We start from the raw sequence: 20,217 nt of genomic DNA on the forward strand, positions 1-20,217 counted from the left end.
GCGAGGATTTCGGTCAAGATGAGCCGACTCGGCGAGGATTTCGGTCAAGATGAGCCGACTCGGCGAGGATTTCGGTCAAGATGAGCCGACTCGGCGAGGATTTCGGTCAAGATGAGCCGACTCGGCTTCATCTGGGCGTCTCCTGGGGGTCACCGACGAGGCTTAGCGTGACCCGATGCCGCCGCCTCCCCGACCGCCGCGCATCGCCGAGATCCACGGGCTGCGGGGGCTGGCGCTGGTGCTCGTGGTGGTCTTCCACCTCTTCGGCGACGGCCGGGTCTCCGGCGGCGTCGACGTCTTCCTGGCGCTGACCGGGTTCCTGGTGACCCGCTCGCTCGTCCGCCGGGTCGCATCCGCCGAGCTGCACCTGGCCGACCACTACGGGCGTACGTTCCTGCGGCTCTCGGCTCCCATGCTGGTCGTGCTCGCCGGGACGGCGGTGCTGATGGTGGCGGTCATGCCGCGGTCGATGTGGGGCTCGACGTTGCGGGAGATCGCTGCCTCGGCGGCGTACGTCCTGAACTGGGAGATGATCCGGACCCAGCTCGCCTACGGGGCGGCCGGGCCGAGCGCGAGCCCGCTGCAGCACTTCTGGTCGCTGGCGGTGCAGGGACAGTTCCTGCTGGTCTGGCCGGTGGTGGTGCTGGTGATCTGGCGGATGGCGCGGGCACGGCTCCGGCTCGTGATGGCACTCGTCGTGGCGGTGGCGACGGTCGCGTCGTTCGTCTTCGCGTGGCAGCTCGGGGTGGCCGACCAGCAGGTGGCCTACTTCCACACCGGGGCACGCTTCTGGGAGCTCGGCGCGGGGGCCCTGCTCGCGCTCGGGCTCGATCGTCTCCGGCCACCGGTGCCCGCGCGGCCGGTGCTCGCCTGGGTCGGGCTGCTGCTCGTCGCGAGCTCGGGGTTCGTGCTCGACGGCGCGGCGCTCTTCCCGGGGCCGTGGGCGCTGTGGCCGGTGGGCGGGGCGCTGCTGGTCGTTCTGGGCTCCGGCTCGACGACGCCGATGGGGCCGCAGCGGTTCCTCTCGCTCAGGCCGCTGCGCTTCGTCGCGGACATCTCCTTCCCCCTCTATCTGTGGCACTGGCCGCTGCTGGTGGCGTGGCTGAGCTGGACGTACGCCACCCGGACCACGCTCCTCGCCGCGGCGGTCGTGCTCTCGGCCTCGGTGATCCTGGCCTGGCTGACCCACCGGTTCGTCGAGGTGCCGGTCACCCGCGTCGGGCTGTGCTTCGGTGGCCTCCGGCGGCTCGTGACCGTCCCGGTAGTGATCGCGCTCGTCGCGGGCACGACCATGGCCGGTGCCACCGCGGTCGAGCGCCAGGACGCCGCGGCCACGGCGGCGGCCGTCGCCGCCGCGAAGAAGTACGCCGGCTGCATCGGCGCGGCCGCCATGGATCCCGCGACCGCCGGCTGTCAGGGTCCGGACCGACTGCTCGACGCCCGCCTCGGCTACCAGGCACCCGACGGGTCCGGCTGCTGGTCCAACGAGGAGCGGCCGGTGCGGTTCAGGGTCTGCACGCTCGGGCCCGCCCGCGGCTACACGCGGCGGCTGCTCGCGATCGGCGACTCGCACAACCACCAGCTCGTCCCCGCCTACCGCGAGATCGCCGAGCGGCGCGGCTGGCGCATCGACGTCGCCAGCCGCGCCGGCTGCCACTGGAACGCGCGCGATCGTGTCGGTACGCCCCGGACGTCCGTCGAGCTGTGCCGGCAGTGGAAGTCGCGGCTCGCGACGTATCTCTCCGAGGAGCGGGGGATCGACGCGTACGTCGTCATCCACTCCAGCCAGGTCTCGGTCGAGGCCGTCGGTGACGAGACGCCCGGCGAGGCGCTCAGCCATGGTCTCGCGGAGGCGTGGGCGACCCGGCCGGACCCGGCCGTGCCGGTGATCGCGATCCGGGACAGCCCGATCTTCGAGGGCAGCACCAACCGGTTCGCGCGCGTGGTCCAGCCGTGCATCGACGACGCCGGCCTCGCGGCGGGGTCGAGCTGCGCTCGCGACCGGGACCGGGTCGTACGCGACGACGGCAGCGCCGGTGCCACCCGGCTGACCCCGAACGCCCATCGCATCGACCTCACCGACTACTTCTGCGAGCCCGACACCTGCTCCCCCGTCGTCGGCAACCTGCAGGTCTACCAGGACGGCTTCCACATCTCACCGCTCTACGCCGCCACCCTGGCCCCGTATCTCGGCGACCGGATCGCGACGGTCCTGGGTTAGGCGACAGCTGGCTCCGGCTCTTCCTCGCGCGGGAAGTGGGTCTGCTTGAAACGTACGGCCATCCGGGTCGAGGGCCCCATGGCGGCGGCAGCGACGACGACGATCACGCCGATGACGATCCAGCCGGCGCCGCTGTAGAAGTCGGGGTGCCAGCCCATGGCGAGGAAGGTGAACAGGGCGGGGGCCCACGCGCCGCCGAGTTGGCGGCCGATGCCGGCGACGCCTTCGTACTCGCCCCGTCGGTCCGGGTCCATCAGCTCGGCCTGGAAGGCCCAGGAGGCGGAGCCGATGGCGAGCTCGGCACCGGTCACCGCGACGTGGCCGAGCCAGACCAGGAAGATGGTGAGGAACCCGCGGGTGTCATGGGTGACCAGCGTGATCGCGCAGGCGGCGACGAAGAACGCGCTGCTCCACCACACCCGACGCAAGGCGTCGCGGACGTCGTGGACGCCCTTGGACGTGTAGGCCGGGAGGATGATGCACAGCACCGTGTTGGTCGCGAAGAGCCAGGCCAGCAGCCAGCGCGGGGAGTCGGTGTACTCGACCAGCCAAAGCGGGATCACGGTGTGCAGCAGCACCTGGTTGCTCCACAGCGTGCCGGTGAAGGTGGTCACCAGGAGCCAGCCGACGTTGCGCAGCGCGCCGGGACCGGGCAGCTTCTCGGTGACCACGCCGGCCGCGCGGCGCTCGTCATGAGGTGCCCTCGGCAGCCGGCTGATCCAGACGGAGTTGGCGATCCCGATGGCCAGCGCGAAGAACGGCACGCCCCACTTGAGGACCGTGTCGGTGTCCAGCGCGAGCGCGATGCCGGCGATCAGGGCACCGATCGTGAAGCCGAGGTTGAGGCTGGAGTACATGAACGCCTGGGTCGCGACCCGCTCCTTGTCGGGCAGCACATCGAGGACGTACGCATTCCGGCCGGCGCCGCCCGCGTTGTTGACCACCTCGAAGACGACGATGACCGCCAGGTAGGCCCAGAAGCCGTGGATGAACGGCATCGTCGCGAACATCAAAGCGCTGATCAAGGCGCTGATCGCCCAGATCCGCTTCGGGCCGATGAAGTCGGCCAGCCGGCCCATCGGGTAGGCGGTGAGGAAGCTCGCGATCCCGGCGACCGTCAGGCCCACGCCGATCTGCGCCGGGCTCAGGCCGACGAAGGCGACCAGGTAGAACGCGGCCGCGGTGTTGAACGTCCCGTCCCCGGCTGCGAAGAGCAGCGACTGCGTCGCCAGACGCTTCGACAACGGCGTCGGCGGGATGAGGTTGTCGATGAAACCGGGCAGGGCGGGCACCGGCCAATTCCACCACCGCAACGGGGTGCTTGCCGACTGGTTTTTGCCGAGGCGTCAGCCCCGTCGGCCGAGGCGTCGGGCGCGTCGGCCGAGGTGGCATCGGGGTGACGCTTCGGCCGACGTACGTGACGCCTCGGGTCAGGCGAGGTGGCGGGAGGCGAGGGCGTCGACGGCATCGCGGGCGGTGGCGGCGATGGCGAGGTCGACGTCGTTCTGGATCCGGGCAGTGCGGTCGGAGTCGGTCAGGACCGCGATGGCGACGCGGCCGCCGGGGTGGGTGACGACGGCGATCTCGTGGCGCAGGGTGAGGAAGCCGCCGGTCTTGCCGGCGAGCCGGATGTCGTCGGCGAGCAGGTCGGCGGCGATCCGGTGGGTGAAGACCTGCTTGCCCATCAGGCGTCGCAGCAGCTCGGTCGCCTCGGGCTTGGCGATCTCGTCGCGCCAGACACGCTCGAGCAGGTCGACGCAGGCACGCGGCGAGCCGACCGTGGCGCGCTCGACGTCGAGCGAGTCGATGACGTGCCGGCCGCCGGGCCGCCGGCCCTCGACCGCGAGCTGGGTGGCGAGGGCGAAGTCGGGGCCGGCGACGCGGGTGGCGTAGTCGTACATCGGCTGCATCCGGTGCCGCACTCGCAGCCCCTCGACACCCCACTCGGCGAGCTGCTCGTCGACCTCGCGCGGCGGGACGAGGTCGAAGAGCGCGTCGGCGGCGGCGTTGTCGCTGAGGCCGAGCATCATCAGCATCAGGTCGGCGACCGAGCAGGTCGCGTCGTGGGCGAAGGCCGAGATGCCGTACGGCCCGTAGCTCCGCTCCGCCGCGGTCAGCGTCACCATCGCGCCCCCGTCGATCTCGCCGCGGGCGATCCGGTCCGCCACGACCAGGGCCAGCGGCACCTTCGCCACCGACGCCAGCGGCATCGGCCGGTCCACGCCGACGCCGACCTCCTGGCCGGTGTCGACGTCTCGGGCGAGGAACGCGATCCTGACCTGGAGCTCCCGGAAGCGTTCGGCGGCCGCTTCGGCGAGGTCGATCAGGCCCCGGTCGCTGCCGACGAGCGGACTCATCCGCGCCCCTCCTCGGGTGCGCCGACGCACGCGCCGAGCAGCGCGAGCGCCTGCTCCCGCACCCGGCCGGCCGTCAACGGCCCGGGCGGTGGTGGCTGCTCGACCAGGCGGTGGCCGCGCGGCACCGGGTCGACGAACGGCGACCAGCTCAGTCCGTACGTCACCGCCTCGTGCCGCGCGCAGATCAGGCTCGCGCGCCCCGCCATCGTCTCGGCCACCGCGATCCGGTGCGGTGCGCGGCGCAGGGTGGCCGGTCCGATGCCAGCCCGCTCCGCGTGCCGTCGCAGCCGGCCGGCGGGGTCATCCAGGTCTCGCGGGAGGGCCAGCACCTGCGTACGCTCCCCGCCGCGGCGCGGTCGCAGCGCGCTCAGCGGCACCGGCCCCCGGGAGGGCCCGGGAGCGGTAGCGGCGCCCAGCGGAGTGAGCCACGTGGCCGCGTCCGGGTCGCACGCCTCGACCGACCAGGCGGCCGACCCCGGCTGCTCGTCGCCGTCGCTCGCGAGGCGTACGTCGACGCCTTCCGCCTCCAGCAGCGCGACCATCCGCGCGAGCGGGGCCGGATCGCAGCCGGACGGCACCGCGACGACGAAGCTCTGCCGGTCGTGCCGGCGGACGCTTCGCAGCAGATGGTCGGCCTGATCGACGAGGTGTCTCGCCCGCGGGAGGAGCGCGTGGCCGGCAGGCGTGAGCGCGATCTGGCGCCGGGTGCGGTCGATCAGCTCCACCCCGAGCTCCCGCTCGAGAGCTCGCAACCGACGGCTGAGGAGCGGCTGGTCGACACCCAGCTCCAAGGCGGCCTCGGAGACGCTCATCTCGTCCGCGACCGCGGTGAAGCCGCGCAGGTGAAGCAGTAGGTCCACGCGTACAGGATGGCTGATCGGCCCCAGCTCGTCCCATGTCGGCGATGCATACGTGCATGCCGGATCGTCCTTGGACGCCGTCGCTGCGGCGACGTCACGATGCCTGCATGACCCACCCGATCCTCAGCCGCCGCACCCTGCTGGGCGGAGCCGCCACCGCGGCCGCGCTCGCCGCGACCGGAGCCGGCAGCTCCGTGGCGTACGCCGCCGACAGCCCCTCGATCGCCGCCCTCGAGCAGAAGCACCAGCGCCACCTCGGCGTCTGGGCTAAGAACGTGCGGACCGGCCGCGTCATCGAGCACCGTGCCGACGAGCGCTTCCCGATGCTGTCGACCTTCAAGACCCTGCTCGTGGCCTCGATCCTGCGCGATCACCCGGCGCTTACGCTCCAGCGGCGGCTGACCTGGGAGGCAGCCGATGTCGTCGTCAACTCACCGGTCACCTCGCTCACGACGCGCAACGGCCTGACCGTCGCGCAGCTCGCCGAGGCGACGATGACGCGGTCCGACAACACCGCCGCCAACGAGCTGCTCCACCTCATCGGCGGGCCGGCCGGCATCACGCGTTTCGCCCGCTCGCTCGGCGACACCGTGACCAGGCTGGACCGCTGGGAGCCCGACCTCAACAGCGCGATCCCGGGCGACCCGCGCGACACCACCTCGCCGCGTGCGATCGCGCAGACCTACACCGAGCTCGTGCTCGGCAACGCCCTCGACCGCGCCGACCGGGACCGGCTGCTGACCTGGATGCTGGCCAACCAGTCGACCGTCACCCGCTTCGGCGCCGGCGTTCCGGCCGGCTGGCGGCTCGCCGACAAGACCGGCGGCGGCGACTACGCGTCGCGGAACGACGTCGGCGTCACCTGGACCCCGGACGGCGCCCCGATCGTCATCGCCGCCCTCACCCGCTCCGACGACCCCGCCGCCGAGCCCCTCGACACCCCGCTCGCGGACATCGCGGCGACCGTCTGCGCGGAGCTCGGCTGACCCGCCGAGGCGTCACCCGCGTCGGCCGAGTGGGCACCGGAGTGCCGACTCGGCCGACGTACCTGACGTCTCGGCGGGGTCAGGCGCCGTAGACCTTCTCCGGCTCCGGCGCCTGCGCAAGGAGCTTGCGGAGCGCGGGGCCGACCTCGGTGGCCTCCCAGCGGGCGCCGGCGTCGGCGGAAGGGCCGTGGGCCCAGCCGTTCTCGACGGTGATCGTCGGCCCGTCGATCTCGATGACCCGGCCGGTGATGTCGCGGGCGTCCTCGGAGGCGAGCCAGGCGACGATGGGACTGTTGTCCTCGGGCAGCGCCATGGCGGAGGTGTCGAAGGCGCCCTCGGTCATCCGGGTCTTGGCGACCGGCGCGATCGCGTTGACGGTGACGCCGTAGCGCGACATCTCGGCGGCGGCGACGAGGGTGAGCCCGGCGATCCCGGCCTTGGCGGCGGAGTAGGTCCCCTGCCCGATCGAGCCCTGGAGGCCGGCGCCGGAGGAGGTGTTGACGACCCGGGCGTCCGGCTGCCGCCCGGCCTTTGACTCAGCCCGCCAGTAGGCCCCGGCGTGCCGAAGCGTCGCGAAGTGGCCCTTCAGGTGCACCCGGATCACCGCGTCCCACTCCTCCTCGGAGGTGTTGACGAGCATCCGGTCGCGGACGAAGCCGGCGTTGTTGACGAGGATGTCCAGACCTCCGTACGTCTCGACCGCCTGTCGCACCATCGCCTCGGCCTGCGCGAAGTCGGCGACGTCGGCGGCGTTGGCGACCGCCTCCCCACCTGCGGAGACGATCTCCTCGACCACCTGCTCCGCGGGCGACTCACCGGTGCCCTCGCCCGCCAGCGAGACGCCGAAGTCGTTGACGACCACCTTCGCTCCGTGACGGGCGAGCTCGAGCGCGTGGGCGCGGCCGATGCCTCGCCCCGCCCCGGTGACGATCGCGATCCGGCCTTCGAGCAGTCGTGCCATGGTGACGTCCCTTTCCAGTCTTGCGTTCAGAAACCAAGCAACTGCTAGGCTACCAAGCAATCGCTAGGTTAGGAACGGACCATGGGCATCTCCACCGAGATCACCGACGAGCAGATCGCCGTCGTCACGATGAACCACCCGCCGGTGAACGCGCTGCCGGTGAAGGGCTGGTTCGAGGTCGCCGACGCCGTCACGACCGCCGCCGACCAGGGCGCGCGCGTCGTGATCCTGCGCGCCGAGGGGAAGGGCTTCAACGCCGGCGTCGACATCAAGGAGATGCAGCAGATCGAGGGGTTCGAAGGCATCCTCGGCGCCAACCGCGGCTGCTACGCGGCCTTCAAGGCGATCTACGAGTGCCCGGTCCCCGTGATCGCCGCGGTCAACGGCTTCTGCCTCGGCGGAGGCGTCGGGCTGGTCGGCAACGCGGACACGATCGTGGCCAGCGACGACGCGTTCTTCGGCGTACCCGAGGTCGACCGTGGCGCCCTCGGCGCCGCCACCCACCTGAGTCGGCTGGTGCCCCAGCACATGCTGCGTACGCTCTACTTCACCGCCCAGACCATCACCGCCCAGCGCCTCCACGAGCTGGGCTCGGTGCACGCGGTCGTGCCAAGGGAGGACCTGGACGAGGCCGCCCTCGAGGTCGCCCGACAGGTCGCCGCCAAGGACCCGCAGGTCATCCGCGCCGCCAAGGCCGCGCTCAACGGCATCGACCCGGTCGACGTGAACGCCTCCTACCGCTTCGAGCAGGGCTTCACCTACGAGCTCAACCTCGCCGGTGTCGCCGACGAGCGCCGCGACGCCTTCGTGAAGGACGGCAAGTGATGCCCAGCCGGCTCGTGATGCCCACCCGGCTCGTCATGACGCGCCGACTCGACGCCGGATCTCGTCAAGATGAGCCGACTCGGCAAGATCAGGAGACTCGATGAGCACCGCACAGACCTTTCGTACGCCGCTGACCGATCTGACCGGCGTCGCCCACCCGATCGTGCAGACCGGCATGGGCTGGGTCGCCGGCCCGCGCCTCGTCTCGGCCACCGCCGACGCGGGCGCGCTCGGCATCCTGGCCTCGGCGACGATGACCCTCGACGAGCTGGAGAAGGCGATCCTCGAGGTCAAGGGCCGCACCGACAAGCCGTTCGGCGTCAACCTGCGCGCCGACGCCTCGGACGCCCCCGACCGCTGCCGGCTGCTCATCGACCACGGCGTGAAGGTCGCGAGCTTCGCCCTCGCCCCCAAACCCGAGCTCATCGGCATGCTCAAGGAGCACGACATCGTCGTGATGCCGTCGATCGGCGCGGCCAAGCACGCCAAGAAGGTGGCGAGCTGGGGCGCCGACATGGTGATGATCCAGGGCGGCGAGGGCGGCGGCCACACCGGCGCGGTCCCGACGACCCTGCTCCTCCCGAGCGTCCTGGACGCCGTCGACATCCCCGTCGTCGCCGCAGGCGGCTTCTTCGACGGCCGCGGACTCGCCGCGGCCATGGCCTACGGCGCCGCCGGCATCGGCATGGGCACGCGCTTCCTGCTCACCGCCGACTCCGCGGTCCCCGAAGAGGTCCGCCGGCGCTACCTGACCTTCGGCCTCGACGGCACCGTCGTGACCACGAAGGCCGACGGCATGCCGCATCGACTCCTCCGCACCGAGTTCATCGACACGCTCGAGAAGGAGGGCCTCACCGCGAAGCTGCTCCGCACGCTCAAGCGCACCCGGCAGTTCAAGGAGATGTCCGGACTCCCCTGGCGCACCCTCGTCAAGGACGGTCGCAACATGGTGCACGGCGGCGACCGCACCTGGGCGGAGGTCGTCCTGGCCGCCAACACCCCGATGCTGCTCCGCGCCGGCCTCGTCGAGGGCGACACGAACGCCGGGATGCTCTCCAGCGGCCAGGTCGTCGGCCTCCTCGACGACCTCCCCACCTGCGAAGAGCTCGTCGACCGCATCGTCGCCCAGGCCGCCGACCGCCTCAAACACCTGGACGCGACCCGCGTCTGAGCCTCAGGGTGGACCCATGGCCATCGAGGTTCGCCCCGCGACGGTGTTCGAGGACGTACGCACTCTGGTCGGTCCCAAACGACCCGACGCCAGCGTCTGCTGGTGCCTGAGCTACCGGATCCCCTCCACGATCAACAACCAGATGCGCGGCCAGGAGCGCGGTGAGTACATCCGCACACTGCTCGCCGACGGCCCGCTGGGCGTGCTGGCCTACGAGGGCGACGAGCCGGTCGGCTGGGCCGCCGTGGCCCCGCGCGCGGACACGACCTTCGCCCGCAACCGGAAGATCCCCCACGTCGACGACCTGCCGGTCTGGTCCGTGTGGTGCATCCGGGTCCGGCCGGGCCATCGCGGCAAGGGCATCTCGCACACGCTCATCGAGGGGGCCGTCGACTTCGCCCGCGACCGCGGCGCTCCGGCCGTCGAGGCCTACCCGCTCGACAACCAGGGCGCGAAGGTCGACCTGACGATGGCGTACGCCGGGATCCGCAAGAACTTCGAGGCGGCCGGCTTCACGCACGCCGCCGACACCACCTCCGTCCTCGCGGGTCACCCTCGGGTCCTGATGCGGCGCGCCCTGGGATGATGCTCCGGTTGACCACGATCGGTACACTGACCTGCGTGAACACCGAGACGAGCCGCGTACGCATCGCGCTCGTCGCACTTTTCACGCTGATGCTCCCGGCGCTGATGAGCGTCGATCCCGAGCAGGCCCTGCTGACCATCGCCGTCTCGACCGCGCTCGCGGCCGTCGCGGTCGGATCACTCCACGGCATCAGCGCGTTCGCCCTGGTCAGGGCCCGTTCGACGGTCCCTCCGGACGTGTCCGACGGACCTCGTCATCTCGCTGCCCGGGTCACCGACCCGGTCTGCTCCCCGCGCCGTCCGCGCGCTCCTGAGCAGGTCTGACACTCGCCCACCGGCGAGCCCGTCAGGCCTACCCACTCACCTCAGGAGCACACCCATGTCCGTCCTCGCCCCGTTGTCGCACGCCCTCGCCGCCGTCCTCGCCGGCGCCCACCATGTCCTGTCCTTCGCTGGCGACAACGCCAGCTGGCTGCTGGCCATCGCCGCCGTCGTCGTCCTGGTGAGGCTCGCCCTCCTGCCCTTGACGATCCGCGGCGTACGCACCGCCCATGCTTCCGCCCGGGCCCGCCCGCAGCTCCAGGCGCTGACCAAGAAGTACCAGAAGAAGCAGACCTCGAAGGGCAGCGCCAGCCAGGCCGACATGATGGCGATGATGGAGGAGCGCCGCAAGATCAACGAGGAGCACGGCGTACCCCGCTTCGCCATGCTCGCCGCCTTCGCCCAGCTGCCGATCTTCCTGGCGCTCTACCACCTGCTCTCCGACGTCAGCCGGAGCAACTCGGTCGGCGCGATGAGCGACTCGCTCGTCGCCTCGCTCGGGAAGGCGACCTTCCTGGGCGCGCCGCTGACCGGGCACGGCTACCTCTCCGGAGACACGAGCCACCTGGTGATCACTCTGGGACTGGCCGCCACCGCCGCCGCGGTCAGCTACCTCAGTCAGCGAATGTGGGTGCTCCCCAACATGGTGCGTGCCGACATGCCCGAGTCGATGATCCGGATGCAGGAGCTGATGCCCGTCATCTCCGCCGGCGGCATGCTCCTCGCCGGCAGCAGCGTCCCGCTCGCCCTGCTCGTCTACTGGGTCATCAGCGGCCTGTGGACCGCCGGGCAGGCCGCGGTCATCCACCGCTGGTTCCCCACCCCCGGCTCCCCCGCCGCCGAGCGCCGCACGCTCAGGTTGCAGCCGGCCTGACCGGTCGGTCCCGGGTCCTCAGAGACGCTCGATGATGGTGACGTTGGCCTGGCCGCCGCCCTCGCACATGACCTGGAGGCCGTAGCGGCCGCCGGTGCGCTCGAGCTCGTTGAGGAGGGTCGTCATCAGCCGGGCGCCGGTGGCGCCGATGGGGTGGCCGAGGGCGATGCCGCCGCCGTTGACGTTGACCTTCTCGTGCGGGACGTCGAGCTCCTTCATCCACGCCAGGACGACGGAGGCGAACGCCTCGTTGCACTCGAACAGGTCGATGTCGTCGACCGTCAGACCGGTCTTGGCCAGGGCGTGACGCGTGGCCTCGATCGGGCCGGTGAGCATCCACACCGGGTCGTCGCCACGCACGGAGAGGTGATGGATCCGGGCGCGCGGGGTGAGGCCGAAGGCGCGTACGGCCTGGGCGGAGGCGACCAGCAGCGCCGAGGACGCGTCGCAGATCTGGGAGGCGACGGCTGCGGTGATCCGACCGCCGGGGGCGAGCGGCTCCAGCGAGGCCATCTTCTCGAGCGAGGTCTCGCGAGGACACTGGTCCGTGTCGAAGTCTCCGACCGGCACGATCTCCCGGTCGAACCGCCCCTCGGCGATCGCGGTCTTGGCGCGCTGATGGGAGGCCAGCGCATAGCCCTCCATGTCCTCGCGCGAGATGTCCCACTTCTCCGCGATCATCTCGGCGGAACGGAACTGGGAGACCTCCTGGTCGCCGTAGCGCTTCACCCAGCCGGGCGACTCGGCGAACGGGGTGGTGAACCCGTACTGCTGACCCACCAGCATGGCCGCCGAGATCGGGATCGCGGACATGTTCTGCAGCCCGCCCGCGACCACCAGGTTCTGGGTCCCGGACATGACGCCCTGCGCCGCGAAGTGCACCGCCTGCTGGGAGGAGCCGCACTGCCGGTCGATGGTCACGCCAGGTACGTGATCGGGCAGCCCGGCCACCAACCACGCGGTCCGCGCGACGTCGCCGGCCTGCCCGCCGATGGTGTCGCAGCAGCCCATGATCACGTCGTCGACGGCTCCCGGGTCGATCCCCGTGCGGTCGACGAGCGCGGCGAGCGAGTGGGCGCCGAGGTCGGCCGGATGCATGCCGGCGAGCGCGCCCCCGCGCTTGCCCACCGGCGTACGAACGGCGTCGACGATGAATGCCTCAGACATCAGATCTCCTCTTCATAACCGCTGGTCGAGCCGCCGGAGCCGCTAGGCGGAGGCGTGTCGAGACCAACACGGTCCGTCGGCGCTCGATAGGACTGTGTTGGTCTCGACACGCTCGCTTCGCTCGCGGCTCGACCGACGGTGTCAGGCATGTTGGCTGCTTACCGAGACGACCTCGCCGGTCATGTAGGACGAGTAGTCGCTGGCCAGGAAGACCATGACGTTGGCGATCTCCCAGGGCTCGGCGGCGCGGCCGAAGGCCTCGCGGGCCTTCAGCTCCTCCAGGAGCTCCGGGCTCGTGACCTTCTCCAGGAACGGGTGCATCGCCAGGGACGGCGAGACCGCGTTGACCCGGATGCCGTGCGGCGCCAGGTCGGCGGCGGCGGAGCGGGTCAGCGCCATCACCCCGGCCTTGGCAGCGGCGTAGTGCGCCTGCCCCTCCTGCGCCCGCCAACCGATCACGGAGGCGTTGTTGACGATCACGCCACGCTTCCCGGCGGCCACGAACCGCTGCCCGACCGCCCGGACGCACCGGAACGTCCCGGTCAGGGTGATGTCGAGAACCTTCGACCACTGCTCGTCGGTCATCTCCAGCACCGACGCGGTCCCACCGAGACCGGCGTTGTTGATCATCACGTCGACACCGCCGTACGGCTCGGCCGCGTCGAGCAGCGCCTGGACCTGGTCCTCCTGCGTGACGTCGCAGGTCACGCCCGTGATCCGGTCCGCCCCGAACTCCTCCCCGAGCGCGTCGACGGACTCCTTGAGCCGCCGCTCGTGGGTGTCGGAGACGACGACCGCCCTGGCGCCCTCCTCGAGCACCTTGCGCACCACCGCCGCCCCGATCCCCGCGCCGGCAGCCGCGGTCACGACGACGACCCGCCCCTCCAGGAGCGAGTGGCCGGGGACGTACGCGGGGGTGGGCTGTTCTGGCTTGTGCGTGCTCATGCACGGGCCTCTCGTGGCAGGCCGAGCACACGCTCGGCGATGATGTTCCGTTGGATCTCGTCGGAGCCGCCGTAGATGGTGTCGGCGCGGCTGAACAGGAAGAGCGACTGGAACCGGTCGAGCTCGTAGCCGGGACCGGTGGTCAGTCCGGCGAGGCCGATGACGTCCATCGCCAGCTCGCCGAGGTCGCGGTGCCACCGGGCCCACAGCAGCTTGGAGACGCTCGCCTCGGGGCCGGAGGATCCGGAGTCGTACGCCGAGAGGGTCCGCAGCGCGTGCAGCCGGAGCACCTCCAGCCCGACGTGGGCCTGGCTGAGTCGCGCGGCGATGCCGGGGTCGTCGATGGAACCGTTCGCTCGCGCGGCCTCCTCGACCGTCTCCAGCTCGCGCGCGAACCCGACCTGCTGGCCGATCGTGGAGACCCCGCGCTCGAACCCGAGGGTCGCCATTGCGACCTTCCAGCCGTCGCCGGGCTCGCCGACCACCAGGTCGGCCGCCGTCTCTGCCCCGTCGAAGAAGACCTCGTTGAACTCGGAGGTGCCGGTGAGCTGCTCGATCGGGCGTACGTCGACACCGGACTGCGCCATCGGCACCAGCAGGTAGGACAGCCCGTGGTGGCGCTCGGAGCCGGGCGTCGTGCGGCAGACCACGAAGCACCAGTCGGAGAGGTGGGCGTTCGACGTCCAGACCTTCTGACCGTCGATGATCCATCGGCCGCCGTCGAGCCGGGCGCGGGTGCGCACCCCGGCCAGGTCGGAGCCGGCACCGGGCTCGGAGTAGCCCTGGCACCACAGCTCCTCGACGGCGACGATCTTGGGCAGGAACCGATCCCGCTGAGCGGGAGTGCCGTGCGCGATCAGGGTGGGGCCGAGCAGCTCCTCGCCGAGGTGGTTGATCCGCACCGGGGCGTCCGCCCGGGCGTACTCCTCGTGGAAGATCACCTGCTGGAACAACGGCAGGCCGCGCCCGCCGTGCTCCTCGGGCCAGCCCAGACACGTCCACCCGTGCGAAGCCAGGTAGCGGTTCCACGCCAGTCGGGCCTCGTACGACTCGTGATCACGGCCGTTCCCGCCGGTGCCGCGCAGCGCGGCCCACTCGCCGACCAGATGGTCGGCCAGCCACTCGCGCACCTCGGCACGGAACGCCTCGTCCTCGGCGGAGTAGGTCAGGTCCATGCCGGACAACCTACCAAACCAAGCACTTGTTTGGTAGCGTCTGCGGCATGAGTGAGGACGTCGTGACGTACGAGACCCACGGACCCGTCGCGGTAGTTCGGCTGAACCGCCCCGAATACCGCAACGCCCAGAACTCGAAGGTGACCTACGCGCTCGACGAGGCATTCACCCGAGCGACCAACGACGACGACGTCAAGGTGATCGTCCTCGGCGGCAACGGCAAGCACTTCTGCGCCGGCCACGACATCGGCACCCCGGGCCGCGACATCGACGAGAGCTTCGAGCGCAAGGCCGTGATGTGGTGGGACCACGTCGGCAAGGAGGGCGTCGACTCCCGCTTCGCGCGCGAGTCCGAGGTCTACCTCGGCATGTGCCGCCGCTGGCGGGAGCTGCCGAAGCCGACGATCGCGATGGTGCAGGGCGCCTGCATCGCCGGCGGCCTGATGCTGGCCTGGTCCTGCGACTTCATCGTCGCCTCCGACGACGCCTTCTTCTCCGACCCGGTGGTCAAGATGGGCATCCCCGGTGTCGAGTACTTCGCCCACCCGTGGGTCACCAACCCCCGCGCCGCCAAGGAGATGCTCTTCACCGGCGGCCGCTTCTCGGCCTCACAGGCGGAGCGTTGGGGCATGGTCAACCACGTCGTAACCCGTGACGACCTCGAGACCGAGACCCTCGAGTTGGCGGGCCGGATCGCCGAGATGCCGCGCCTGGGGCTGGCGCTGGCCAAGAAGGCGGTCAACCAGGCCGAGGACCTGATGGGCATGCGCGCCGGGATGGACTCGGTCTTCGGGCTCCACCACGCCGCGCACGCGCACAACGCGGAGGTCGGCAAGGACTCGCTCGCTGGGCTGGACGCGAGGTCGATGAAGTCATGAGCACCTTGGAGTTCACCGAGGCCGAGGTGGCCTTCCGGCTCGAGGCGCGCGAGTGGCTCGCCGCCAACAACCCCGGCCGGCTGCCGTCGATGGACACCGCCGAGGGCGCCGCTGCGCACCGGGAGTGGGAGCGCACCCTGGCCTCCGGCCGCTGGTCGGTGGTCACCTGGCCCGAGGTCTACGGCGGACGGGACGCGTCGCTGACCGAGTGGGTCGTCTTCGAGGAGGAGTACTACCTCTGCGGGGCCCCGACGAGGATCAGCCAGAACGGCATCTCGCTGCTCGCACCGATCCTCTTCGGGCACGGGACCGAGGCGCAGAAGGAGCGCTATCTGCGTGACATGACCGACGGCACCCTGGTCTGGGCCCAGGCCTGGTCCGAGCCGGAGGCCGGTTCCGATCTGGCCTCGCTGCGCGCCACGGCCACCCGCGTCGACGGTGGCTGGAGGCTCAACGGACAGAAGACCTGGAGCAGCCGAGCGCCCTTCGCCGACCGCGGCTTCGGACTCTTCCGTTCGGATCCCTCCGCGGAGCGGCACCGGGGCCTGACGTACTTCCTCTTCGACCTGCACGCCGACGGCGTCACGGTACGCCCGATCGACCAGCTCGACGGTACGCCGGGGTTCGCGGAGATCTTCTTCGATGACGTCTTCGTGGTCGACGACGACGTGCTCGGCGGGGTCGGTGACGGCTGGAAGGTCGCGATGTCGACCGCGGGCAACGAGCGGGGTCTCTCGCTCCGTTCGCCGGGGCGGTTCTGCGCCGCCGCCGACCGTCTTCTCGACCTGTGGCAGACCGACCCGCAGCCGCATCTGCGCGACCAGGTCGTGGACGCCTGGATCGGCGCCGAGGCCTACCGGCTCTTCACCTGGGGCACCGTCACCCACGTCGAGGCCGGCGGCTCCGTCGGTGCCGAAGGTTCGATCAACAAGCTGTGGTGGTCCGACCTCGACCTCTCCCTGCACGAGACCGCGCTGTCCCTGCTGGGCGCAGACGCGGAGCTCGCCGGTCCGTGGGTCGACGACTACCTCTTCTCGCTGTCCGGCCCGATCTACGCCGGCACCAATCAGATCCAGCGCAACATCGTTGCCGAGCGCGTGCTCGGACTCCCGAGGGGTGGCCGATGAGATTCGGACGTACGCCGGAGCAGCATGCCTTCGCCGAAGCACTCGACGACCTCCTCGGCGCCGCGGAGGTCGCGGTCGCCGCCCGCGCCTGGGCCGCCGGCGACCACTCGCCCGGGCTCAAGCTCTGGCAGCGCCTCGCCGAACTCGGGGTGTGCGGCCTGCTGATTCCCGAGGACCTCGGCGGCATGGGAGCCACCGCCGCCGACCTCGCCGTCGCCTTCGAGCGGCTCGGCTACCACGGCGCCCCCGGTCCGTGGATCGAGTCCGTCGCCGTCGCGCCCCGACTCCTCGCCGGTACGCCGGACGCGGACGTCCTCCCGCGGCTGGCCTCCGGCGAGGCGATCATCTCGGTTGCCCTCGCAGCACGAGCTCTGGATGCCGACGTCTGCGAGCGGACGTACGCGCTGAGGAACCGTGTTGGTCTCACTGAGTCCAACACTTCGGGGTCTCCGCCTAGCGGCTCCGGCGGCTCGACCAGCGGGGTCCTCCCGCTGGTTGAGCCCGGCGAGCGCCAGCGAGCCGGTGTCGAAACCAACACGGTGCCTTCCGCAACCCTCAACCACGCGATCGTCGGCGCCGAGCAGCAGTCGGTCGACCCGACGCGACGACTCTTCGACGTCACTCCGGGTGACGAGATCGCCGCGGTTGACCCGACGGCGCTCGACCTGGGCACGCTCGCCTGCTCGGCCCAGCTCCTCGGCGCGGGCCTGCGCCTGCTCGACGACACGGTCGCCTACGTGAAGCAGCGGACGCAGTTCGGCCGCCCGATCGGCGAGTTCCAGGCGGTGAAGCACCTGCTCGCCGACGTACGCGTCGCCCTCGACTTCGCCGCCCCGCTGGTGCACAACGCCGCCATCGAGCTCGACACCGAGGCGCCGACTGCGGCCCGGGCGGTCTCGGCCGCGAAGGTGGCGGCCGGGGACGCGGCGTACCTCGCCTCGCGCACCGGGCTCCAGGTCCACGGCGCGATCGGCTACACCCGCGAGTTCGACCTGAGCCTGTGGATCCTGAAGGTGCGCGCGCTGGTCGGCGCCTGGGGCACCCCGGCCGAGCATCGGGCCCGGATCCTCGAGTCGCTGGTGGAGGGTCGATGAGGTTCGCGCTCACCGAGGAGCAGACCGACCTGGTCGCGACGGTCCACACCCTCATCGCCAAGCGGGCCGCGTCGATGGACCTGCGGGCGGCGATCAGTGCGCCCGAGGGCTGTGACACCACCCTGTGGCAGACGCTCACCGAGCAGATCGGGGTGACCGCGCTGGCGGTCCCCGAGGCGTACGGCGGGGTCGGCTGCTCCTACATCGAGGCCCATCTCGTCCTCGAGGAGCTCGGCGCCACCCTCACCCCCTCGCCGTTCGTCGGCACGCTGCTGGCGACCCAGGTCCTGACCGCCGCGGGGACTCCTGCCGCCGGTGAGCTGCTGGAGCGGATCGCCGGCGGCGCCTCCGCCGCCGTGGTGACGCCGGGGTCCGATCTCGTCATCGACGCGACCGGCGCGGAGATCCTCCTCGTGCTGCGCGGTGACCAGGTCCACGCGGTCGATCCGGCGGCGGCCACGATCAGCCCGACCCCCGCCCTGGACCCGACCTGGAGGTTCGCGACGGTCACGATCGACCACGCGACAGGCGACCCGGTCGGCACGGTCGACCCGGCGTACGTCACCACCGTCGGTGCGACCATGATGACCGCCCTCCAGGCCGGCGCCGCCCGCGAGGCGCTGGAGCGCACGGTCGCCTATCTCAAGGAGCGCCACCAGTTCGGCCGGCCGCTCGGCTCCTTCCAGGCGCTCAAGCACCGCTGCGCCGATCTCCTGGTCCAGGTCGAGACCGCCCGGACGATGAGCTGGGCGGCGGCCTGGGAACTCACCCAGGCAACCCCCGACGTACGTCTCATCCAGGCCGCCAAGACCTGGTGCGCCGATGCGTTCTCGCAGGTCGCCGCCGAGATGATCCAGCTCCACGGCGGGGTGGCGATCACCTGGGAGCACGACGCCCACCTCTACTTCAAGCGCGCTCACGCCACCGCCCAGCTCTTCCGAGGAGACACGTGAACAAGACCCCGCTCGACAAGACATTGCCCCTCACCGAGGTCACCAGCAAGCTCGAGTCCGGGATGACCATCGGGATCGGCGGCTGGGGCTCGCGCCGCAAGCCGATGGCGCTGGTCAGGGAGATCCTCCGCAGCGACATCACCGACCTGACCGTGGTCGCCTTCGGCGGCCCCGACGTAGGTCTGCTGGCCCGTGCCGGGAGGATCCGCAAGCTGGTCTACGGCTTCGTCAGCCTCGACTCGATCCCGCTCGACCCCAACTTCACCCGCGCCCGCGAGCGCGGCGAGATCCCGGAGACGAGCGAGTACGACGAGGGCATGTTCGTCGCCGGCCTCCGCGCCGGGGCGAACCGGCTCTCGTTCCAGCCGATCCGGGCCGGCCTCGGCAGCGACGTGATGGCGATGAACCCCGACCTCAAGACGATCAGGTCGCCCTACGGCGACGAGGAGTACGTCGCCGTCCCCGGCCTTCGCCTCGACGTCTCGCTCATCCACCTCAACCGCGCCGATGCGGCCGGCAACGGGCAGTACCTCGGCCCCGACCCCTACTTCGACGACCTCTTCGCGATGGCCGCCGACACCACGATCATGTCGGTGGAGCAGATCGTCTCCACCGACGACCTGACCGCCAAGGCCCCGCCGCAGACCCTTCTGGTCCCCCGGATCTTCGTCAACCACGTCGTCGAGGCCCCCGGCGGCGCCCACTTCACCACCTGCGAGCCCGACTACGGCCGCGACGAGGAGTTCCAGAAGTCGTACGTGGCGGCCGCCAAGGCCGACCCCGAGACCGACAACGCCTGGACCGAGTTCGAGGAGCGTTACCTGTGACCGCCAATCCGGTGATCGAGCCTGTCGAGATCAGCCGAGCCGACATCTGCGTCGCCGCCGTCTCCGACGCCTTCCAGGGCTCCGGCGAGGTGCTCGCCCACGCCGTCGGGATCATCCCGGCCATCGGCGTACGCCTGGCCAAGGCCACCCACACGCCCGAGCTCGCGCTCAGCGACGGCGAGGCGTTCATGATGGCCGAGGCTCCTCCGCTGCTGAAGACCGCGGCGGCCGGCGGCACCCCCGAGGCCTGGGTGCCGTTCCGCAGCATCTTCGACATCGTCGCCAGCGGCCGCCGGCACTCGATGATGGGCGCCAGCCAGATCGACCGCCACGGCAACCAGAACATCTCCTCGATCGGCGACTGGCGCCGGCCGAAACGCCAGCTGATCGGCGTACGCGGGGCACCGGGAAACACCGTCAACCACCGCGTCGACTACTGGGTCGCCAAACACTCCGCCCGGATCTTCGTCGACCGCGTCGACGTCGCCAGCGGCGTCGGCAACGACCGCGCCACCGGCACTGCCGGGCGCTTCCACGATCTCGGTGTCATCGTCACCAACCTCGCCGTCTTCGGCTACGACGACGCCGGGCTCGTCAAGGTCGTCTCGATCCACCCCGGCGTGACCCCCGAGGAACTCCAGGAGGCCACCGGTTTCCCGATCGACGCCACCGACGCACCCCTCACCCGCGAGCCCAGCCCCGAGGAGCTGGCGATCATCGAGGCGGAAGACCCCAAGGGCCTCCGCTTCAAAGAGGTCTCTTAGCCGCCTGACCCCGCTGGTCGAGCCGTGAGGCCGCCCGACCCCGCTGGTCGAGCCGTGAGGCCGCCTGCGGCCGAGCGTGTCGAGACCAACACGGTGCGATCGAGCGCGGAGCTCACCGTGTTGGTC

At 71.1% G+C, this 20,217-nt stretch carries 20 protein-coding genes; 13 read left to right on the forward strand and 7 right to left on the reverse strand.

The window, feature by feature from the left end; all coding sequences use genetic code 11:
- Window positions 1-175 precede the first annotated feature (175 nt).
- On the forward strand, window positions 176-2,221 hold the full coding sequence (locus ABZ796_RS25950; protein ID WP_357340911.1) for an acyltransferase family protein: 2,046 nt from the start codon (window positions 176-178) through the stop codon (window positions 2,219-2,221).
- On the opposite strand, the gene ABZ796_RS25955 is transcribed toward ABZ796_RS25950, so the two are convergent.
- The 3 genes from ABZ796_RS25955 to ABZ796_RS25965 form a co-directional block, all read right to left on the reverse strand.
- Window positions 2,218-3,513, reverse strand: coding sequence for an MFS transporter (locus ABZ796_RS25955; RefSeq protein ID WP_357340913.1), 1,296 nt, complete (start codon window positions 3,511-3,513; stop codon window positions 2,218-2,220). The genes ABZ796_RS25950 and ABZ796_RS25955 overlap by 4 nt on opposite strands.
- A 138-nt stretch (window positions 3,514-3,651) precedes the next feature.
- On the reverse strand, window positions 3,652-4,578 hold the full coding sequence (locus tag ABZ796_RS25960) for a serine hydrolase (RefSeq protein ID WP_357340914.1): 927 nt from the start codon (window positions 4,576-4,578) through the stop codon (window positions 3,652-3,654).
- Window positions 4,575-5,465 carry a LysR family transcriptional regulator gene (locus tag ABZ796_RS25965; protein ID WP_357340943.1) on the reverse strand — a complete coding sequence of 297 codons (891 nt, stop codon included), beginning with the start codon at window positions 5,463-5,465 and terminating at the stop codon, window positions 4,575-4,577. The genes ABZ796_RS25960 and ABZ796_RS25965 overlap by 4 nt, the downstream gene beginning before the upstream one ends.
- Window positions 5,466-5,545: 80 nt before the next feature.
- Here ABZ796_RS25965 and bla point away from each other — a divergent pair, with 80 nt between their 5' ends.
- Window positions 5,546-6,424 (forward strand): class A beta-lactamase, encoded by an 879-nt coding sequence (gene bla, locus ABZ796_RS25970; RefSeq protein WP_357340916.1) that lies wholly within the window; start codon window positions 5,546-5,548, stop codon window positions 6,422-6,424.
- Window positions 6,425-6,503: 79 nt separating this feature from the next.
- Here the strand turns inward: bla and ABZ796_RS25975 are convergent, their stop codons facing one another.
- Entirely contained in the window at window positions 6,504-7,385 is an 882-nt protein-coding gene (locus ABZ796_RS25975) for an SDR family oxidoreductase (RefSeq protein ID WP_357340917.1), read from the reverse strand.
- Window positions 7,386-7,466: 81 nt separating this feature from the next.
- Between ABZ796_RS25975 and ABZ796_RS25980 the strand changes: the two genes are divergently transcribed.
- The 5 genes from ABZ796_RS25980 (at window position 7,467) to yidC (ending at window position 11,161) form a co-directional block, all read left to right on the forward strand.
- On the forward strand, window positions 7,467-8,210 hold the full coding sequence (locus ABZ796_RS25980; protein WP_357340919.1) for an enoyl-CoA hydratase family protein: 744 nt from the start codon (window positions 7,467-7,469) through the stop codon (window positions 8,208-8,210).
- 100 nt (window positions 8,211-8,310) lie between these two features.
- Complete coding sequence (locus ABZ796_RS25985) at window positions 8,311-9,381, forward strand: nitronate monooxygenase (protein WP_357340921.1); 1,071 nt, start codon at window positions 8,311-8,313, stop codon at window positions 9,379-9,381.
- Between the two features lie 16 nt (window positions 9,382-9,397).
- Window positions 9,398-9,967: a GNAT family N-acetyltransferase gene (locus ABZ796_RS25990; protein WP_357340922.1), complete on the forward strand. Its 570-nt coding sequence runs from the start codon at window positions 9,398-9,400 to the stop codon at window positions 9,965-9,967.
- 35 nt (window positions 9,968-10,002) lie between these two features.
- Entirely contained in the window at window positions 10,003-10,290 is a 288-nt protein-coding gene (locus ABZ796_RS25995) for a hypothetical protein (protein ID WP_357340924.1), read from the forward strand.
- 55 nt (window positions 10,291-10,345) lie between these two features.
- Window positions 10,346-11,161 carry a membrane protein insertase YidC gene (gene yidC, locus ABZ796_RS26000; protein WP_357340926.1) on the forward strand — a complete coding sequence of 272 codons (816 nt, stop codon included), beginning with the start codon at window positions 10,346-10,348 and terminating at the stop codon, window positions 11,159-11,161.
- An 18-nt stretch (window positions 11,162-11,179) separates the two neighbouring features.
- Here the strand turns inward: yidC and ABZ796_RS26005 are convergent, their stop codons facing one another.
- The 3 genes from ABZ796_RS26005 to ABZ796_RS26015 form a co-directional block, all read right to left on the reverse strand.
- A complete protein-coding gene (locus ABZ796_RS26005; protein WP_357340928.1) occupies window positions 11,180-12,328 on the reverse strand; it encodes an acetyl-CoA C-acetyltransferase in 1,149 nt (382 codons plus the stop codon).
- A 141-nt stretch (window positions 12,329-12,469) separates the two neighbouring features.
- Window positions 12,470-13,273, reverse strand: a complete 804-nt coding sequence (locus ABZ796_RS26010) for an SDR family oxidoreductase (RefSeq protein WP_357340929.1) — start codon at window positions 13,271-13,273, stop codon at window positions 12,470-12,472.
- Window positions 13,270-14,448, reverse strand: a complete 1,179-nt coding sequence (locus ABZ796_RS26015; RefSeq protein WP_357340931.1) for an acyl-CoA dehydrogenase family protein — start codon at window positions 14,446-14,448, stop codon at window positions 13,270-13,272. The genes ABZ796_RS26010 and ABZ796_RS26015 overlap by 4 nt, the downstream gene beginning before the upstream one ends.
- Before the next feature lie 47 nt (window positions 14,449-14,495).
- Here ABZ796_RS26015 and ABZ796_RS26020 point away from each other — a divergent pair, with 47 nt between their 5' ends.
- The 6 genes from ABZ796_RS26020 to ABZ796_RS26045 are packed head-to-tail and all read left to right on the forward strand — an operon-like array spanning window position 14,496 to window position 20,091.
- The gene (locus ABZ796_RS26020) at window positions 14,496-15,326 is read left to right on the forward strand and encodes an enoyl-CoA hydratase (protein ID WP_357340933.1); all 831 of its coding nucleotides are present in this window, start codon (window positions 14,496-14,498) and stop codon (window positions 15,324-15,326) included.
- On the forward strand, window positions 15,323-16,453 hold the full coding sequence (locus tag ABZ796_RS26025) for an acyl-CoA dehydrogenase family protein (protein ID WP_357340934.1): 1,131 nt from the start codon (window positions 15,323-15,325) through the stop codon (window positions 16,451-16,453). Before ABZ796_RS26020 ends, ABZ796_RS26025 begins: the two co-directional genes overlap by 4 nt.
- Window positions 16,450-17,547, forward strand: coding sequence for an acyl-CoA dehydrogenase family protein (locus ABZ796_RS26030; RefSeq protein ID WP_357340936.1), 1,098 nt, complete (start codon window positions 16,450-16,452; stop codon window positions 17,545-17,547). Before ABZ796_RS26025 ends, ABZ796_RS26030 begins: the two co-directional genes overlap by 4 nt.
- Entirely contained in the window at window positions 17,544-18,500 is a 957-nt protein-coding gene (locus ABZ796_RS26035) for an acyl-CoA dehydrogenase family protein (protein ID WP_357340938.1), read from the forward strand. The genes ABZ796_RS26030 and ABZ796_RS26035 overlap by 4 nt, the downstream gene beginning before the upstream one ends.
- Window positions 18,497-19,327: a CoA-transferase gene (locus ABZ796_RS26040; protein ID WP_357340939.1), complete on the forward strand. Its 831-nt coding sequence runs from the start codon at window positions 18,497-18,499 to the stop codon at window positions 19,325-19,327. The genes ABZ796_RS26035 and ABZ796_RS26040 overlap by 4 nt, the downstream gene beginning before the upstream one ends.
- Window positions 19,324-20,091 carry a CoA-transferase gene (locus tag ABZ796_RS26045; RefSeq protein WP_357340941.1) on the forward strand — a complete coding sequence of 256 codons (768 nt, stop codon included), beginning with the start codon at window positions 19,324-19,326 and terminating at the stop codon, window positions 20,089-20,091. The genes ABZ796_RS26040 and ABZ796_RS26045 overlap by 4 nt, the downstream gene beginning before the upstream one ends.
- The last annotated feature ends 126 nt before the right edge of the window (window positions 20,092-20,217 follow it).

The sequence above is a fragment of the Nocardioides sp. NPDC047086 genome (assembly GCF_040643685.1).
In the GTDB taxonomy this organism is placed as follows: Bacteria; Actinomycetota; Actinomycetes; order Propionibacteriales; family Nocardioidaceae; genus Nocardioides.

Excerpts from the sequence above, each read along its gene's own strand:
- ABZ796_RS25950 (WP_357340911.1), top strand. The coding sequence starts at position 176 with ATGCCGCCGCCTCCCCGACCGCCGCGCATCGCCGAGATCCACGGGCTG.
- ABZ796_RS25960 (WP_357340914.1), bottom strand. The coding sequence starts at position 4,578 with ATGAGTCCGCTCGTCGGCAGCGACCGGGGCCTGATCGACCTCGCCGAA.
- bla (WP_357340916.1), top strand. The coding sequence starts at position 5,546 with ATGACCCACCCGATCCTCAGCCGCCGCACCCTGCTGGGCGGAGCCGCC.
- ABZ796_RS25975 (WP_357340917.1), bottom strand. The coding sequence starts at position 7,385 with ATGGCACGACTGCTCGAAGGCCGGATCGCGATCGTCACCGGGGCGGGG.
- ABZ796_RS25980 (WP_357340919.1), top strand. The coding sequence starts at position 7,467 with ATGGGCATCTCCACCGAGATCACCGACGAGCAGATCGCCGTCGTCACG.
- ABZ796_RS25985 (WP_357340921.1), top strand. The coding sequence starts at position 8,311 with ATGAGCACCGCACAGACCTTTCGTACGCCGCTGACCGATCTGACCGGC.
- ABZ796_RS25990 (WP_357340922.1), top strand. The coding sequence starts at position 9,398 with ATGGCCATCGAGGTTCGCCCCGCGACGGTGTTCGAGGACGTACGCACT.
- yidC (WP_357340926.1), top strand. The coding sequence starts at position 10,346 with ATGTCCGTCCTCGCCCCGTTGTCGCACGCCCTCGCCGCCGTCCTCGCC.
- ABZ796_RS26005 (WP_357340928.1), bottom strand. The coding sequence starts at position 12,328 with ATGTCTGAGGCATTCATCGTCGACGCCGTTCGTACGCCGGTGGGCAAG.
- ABZ796_RS26010 (WP_357340929.1), bottom strand. The coding sequence starts at position 13,273 with ATGAGCACGCACAAGCCAGAACAGCCCACCCCCGCGTACGTCCCCGGC.
- ABZ796_RS26015 (WP_357340931.1), bottom strand. The coding sequence starts at position 14,448 with ATGGACCTGACCTACTCCGCCGAGGACGAGGCGTTCCGTGCCGAGGTG.
- ABZ796_RS26020 (WP_357340933.1), top strand. The coding sequence starts at position 14,496 with ATGAGTGAGGACGTCGTGACGTACGAGACCCACGGACCCGTCGCGGTA.
- ABZ796_RS26025 (WP_357340934.1), top strand. The coding sequence starts at position 15,323 with ATGAGCACCTTGGAGTTCACCGAGGCCGAGGTGGCCTTCCGGCTCGAG.
- ABZ796_RS26030 (WP_357340936.1), top strand. The coding sequence starts at position 16,450 with ATGAGATTCGGACGTACGCCGGAGCAGCATGCCTTCGCCGAAGCACTC.
- ABZ796_RS26035 (WP_357340938.1), top strand. The coding sequence starts at position 17,544 with ATGAGGTTCGCGCTCACCGAGGAGCAGACCGACCTGGTCGCGACGGTC.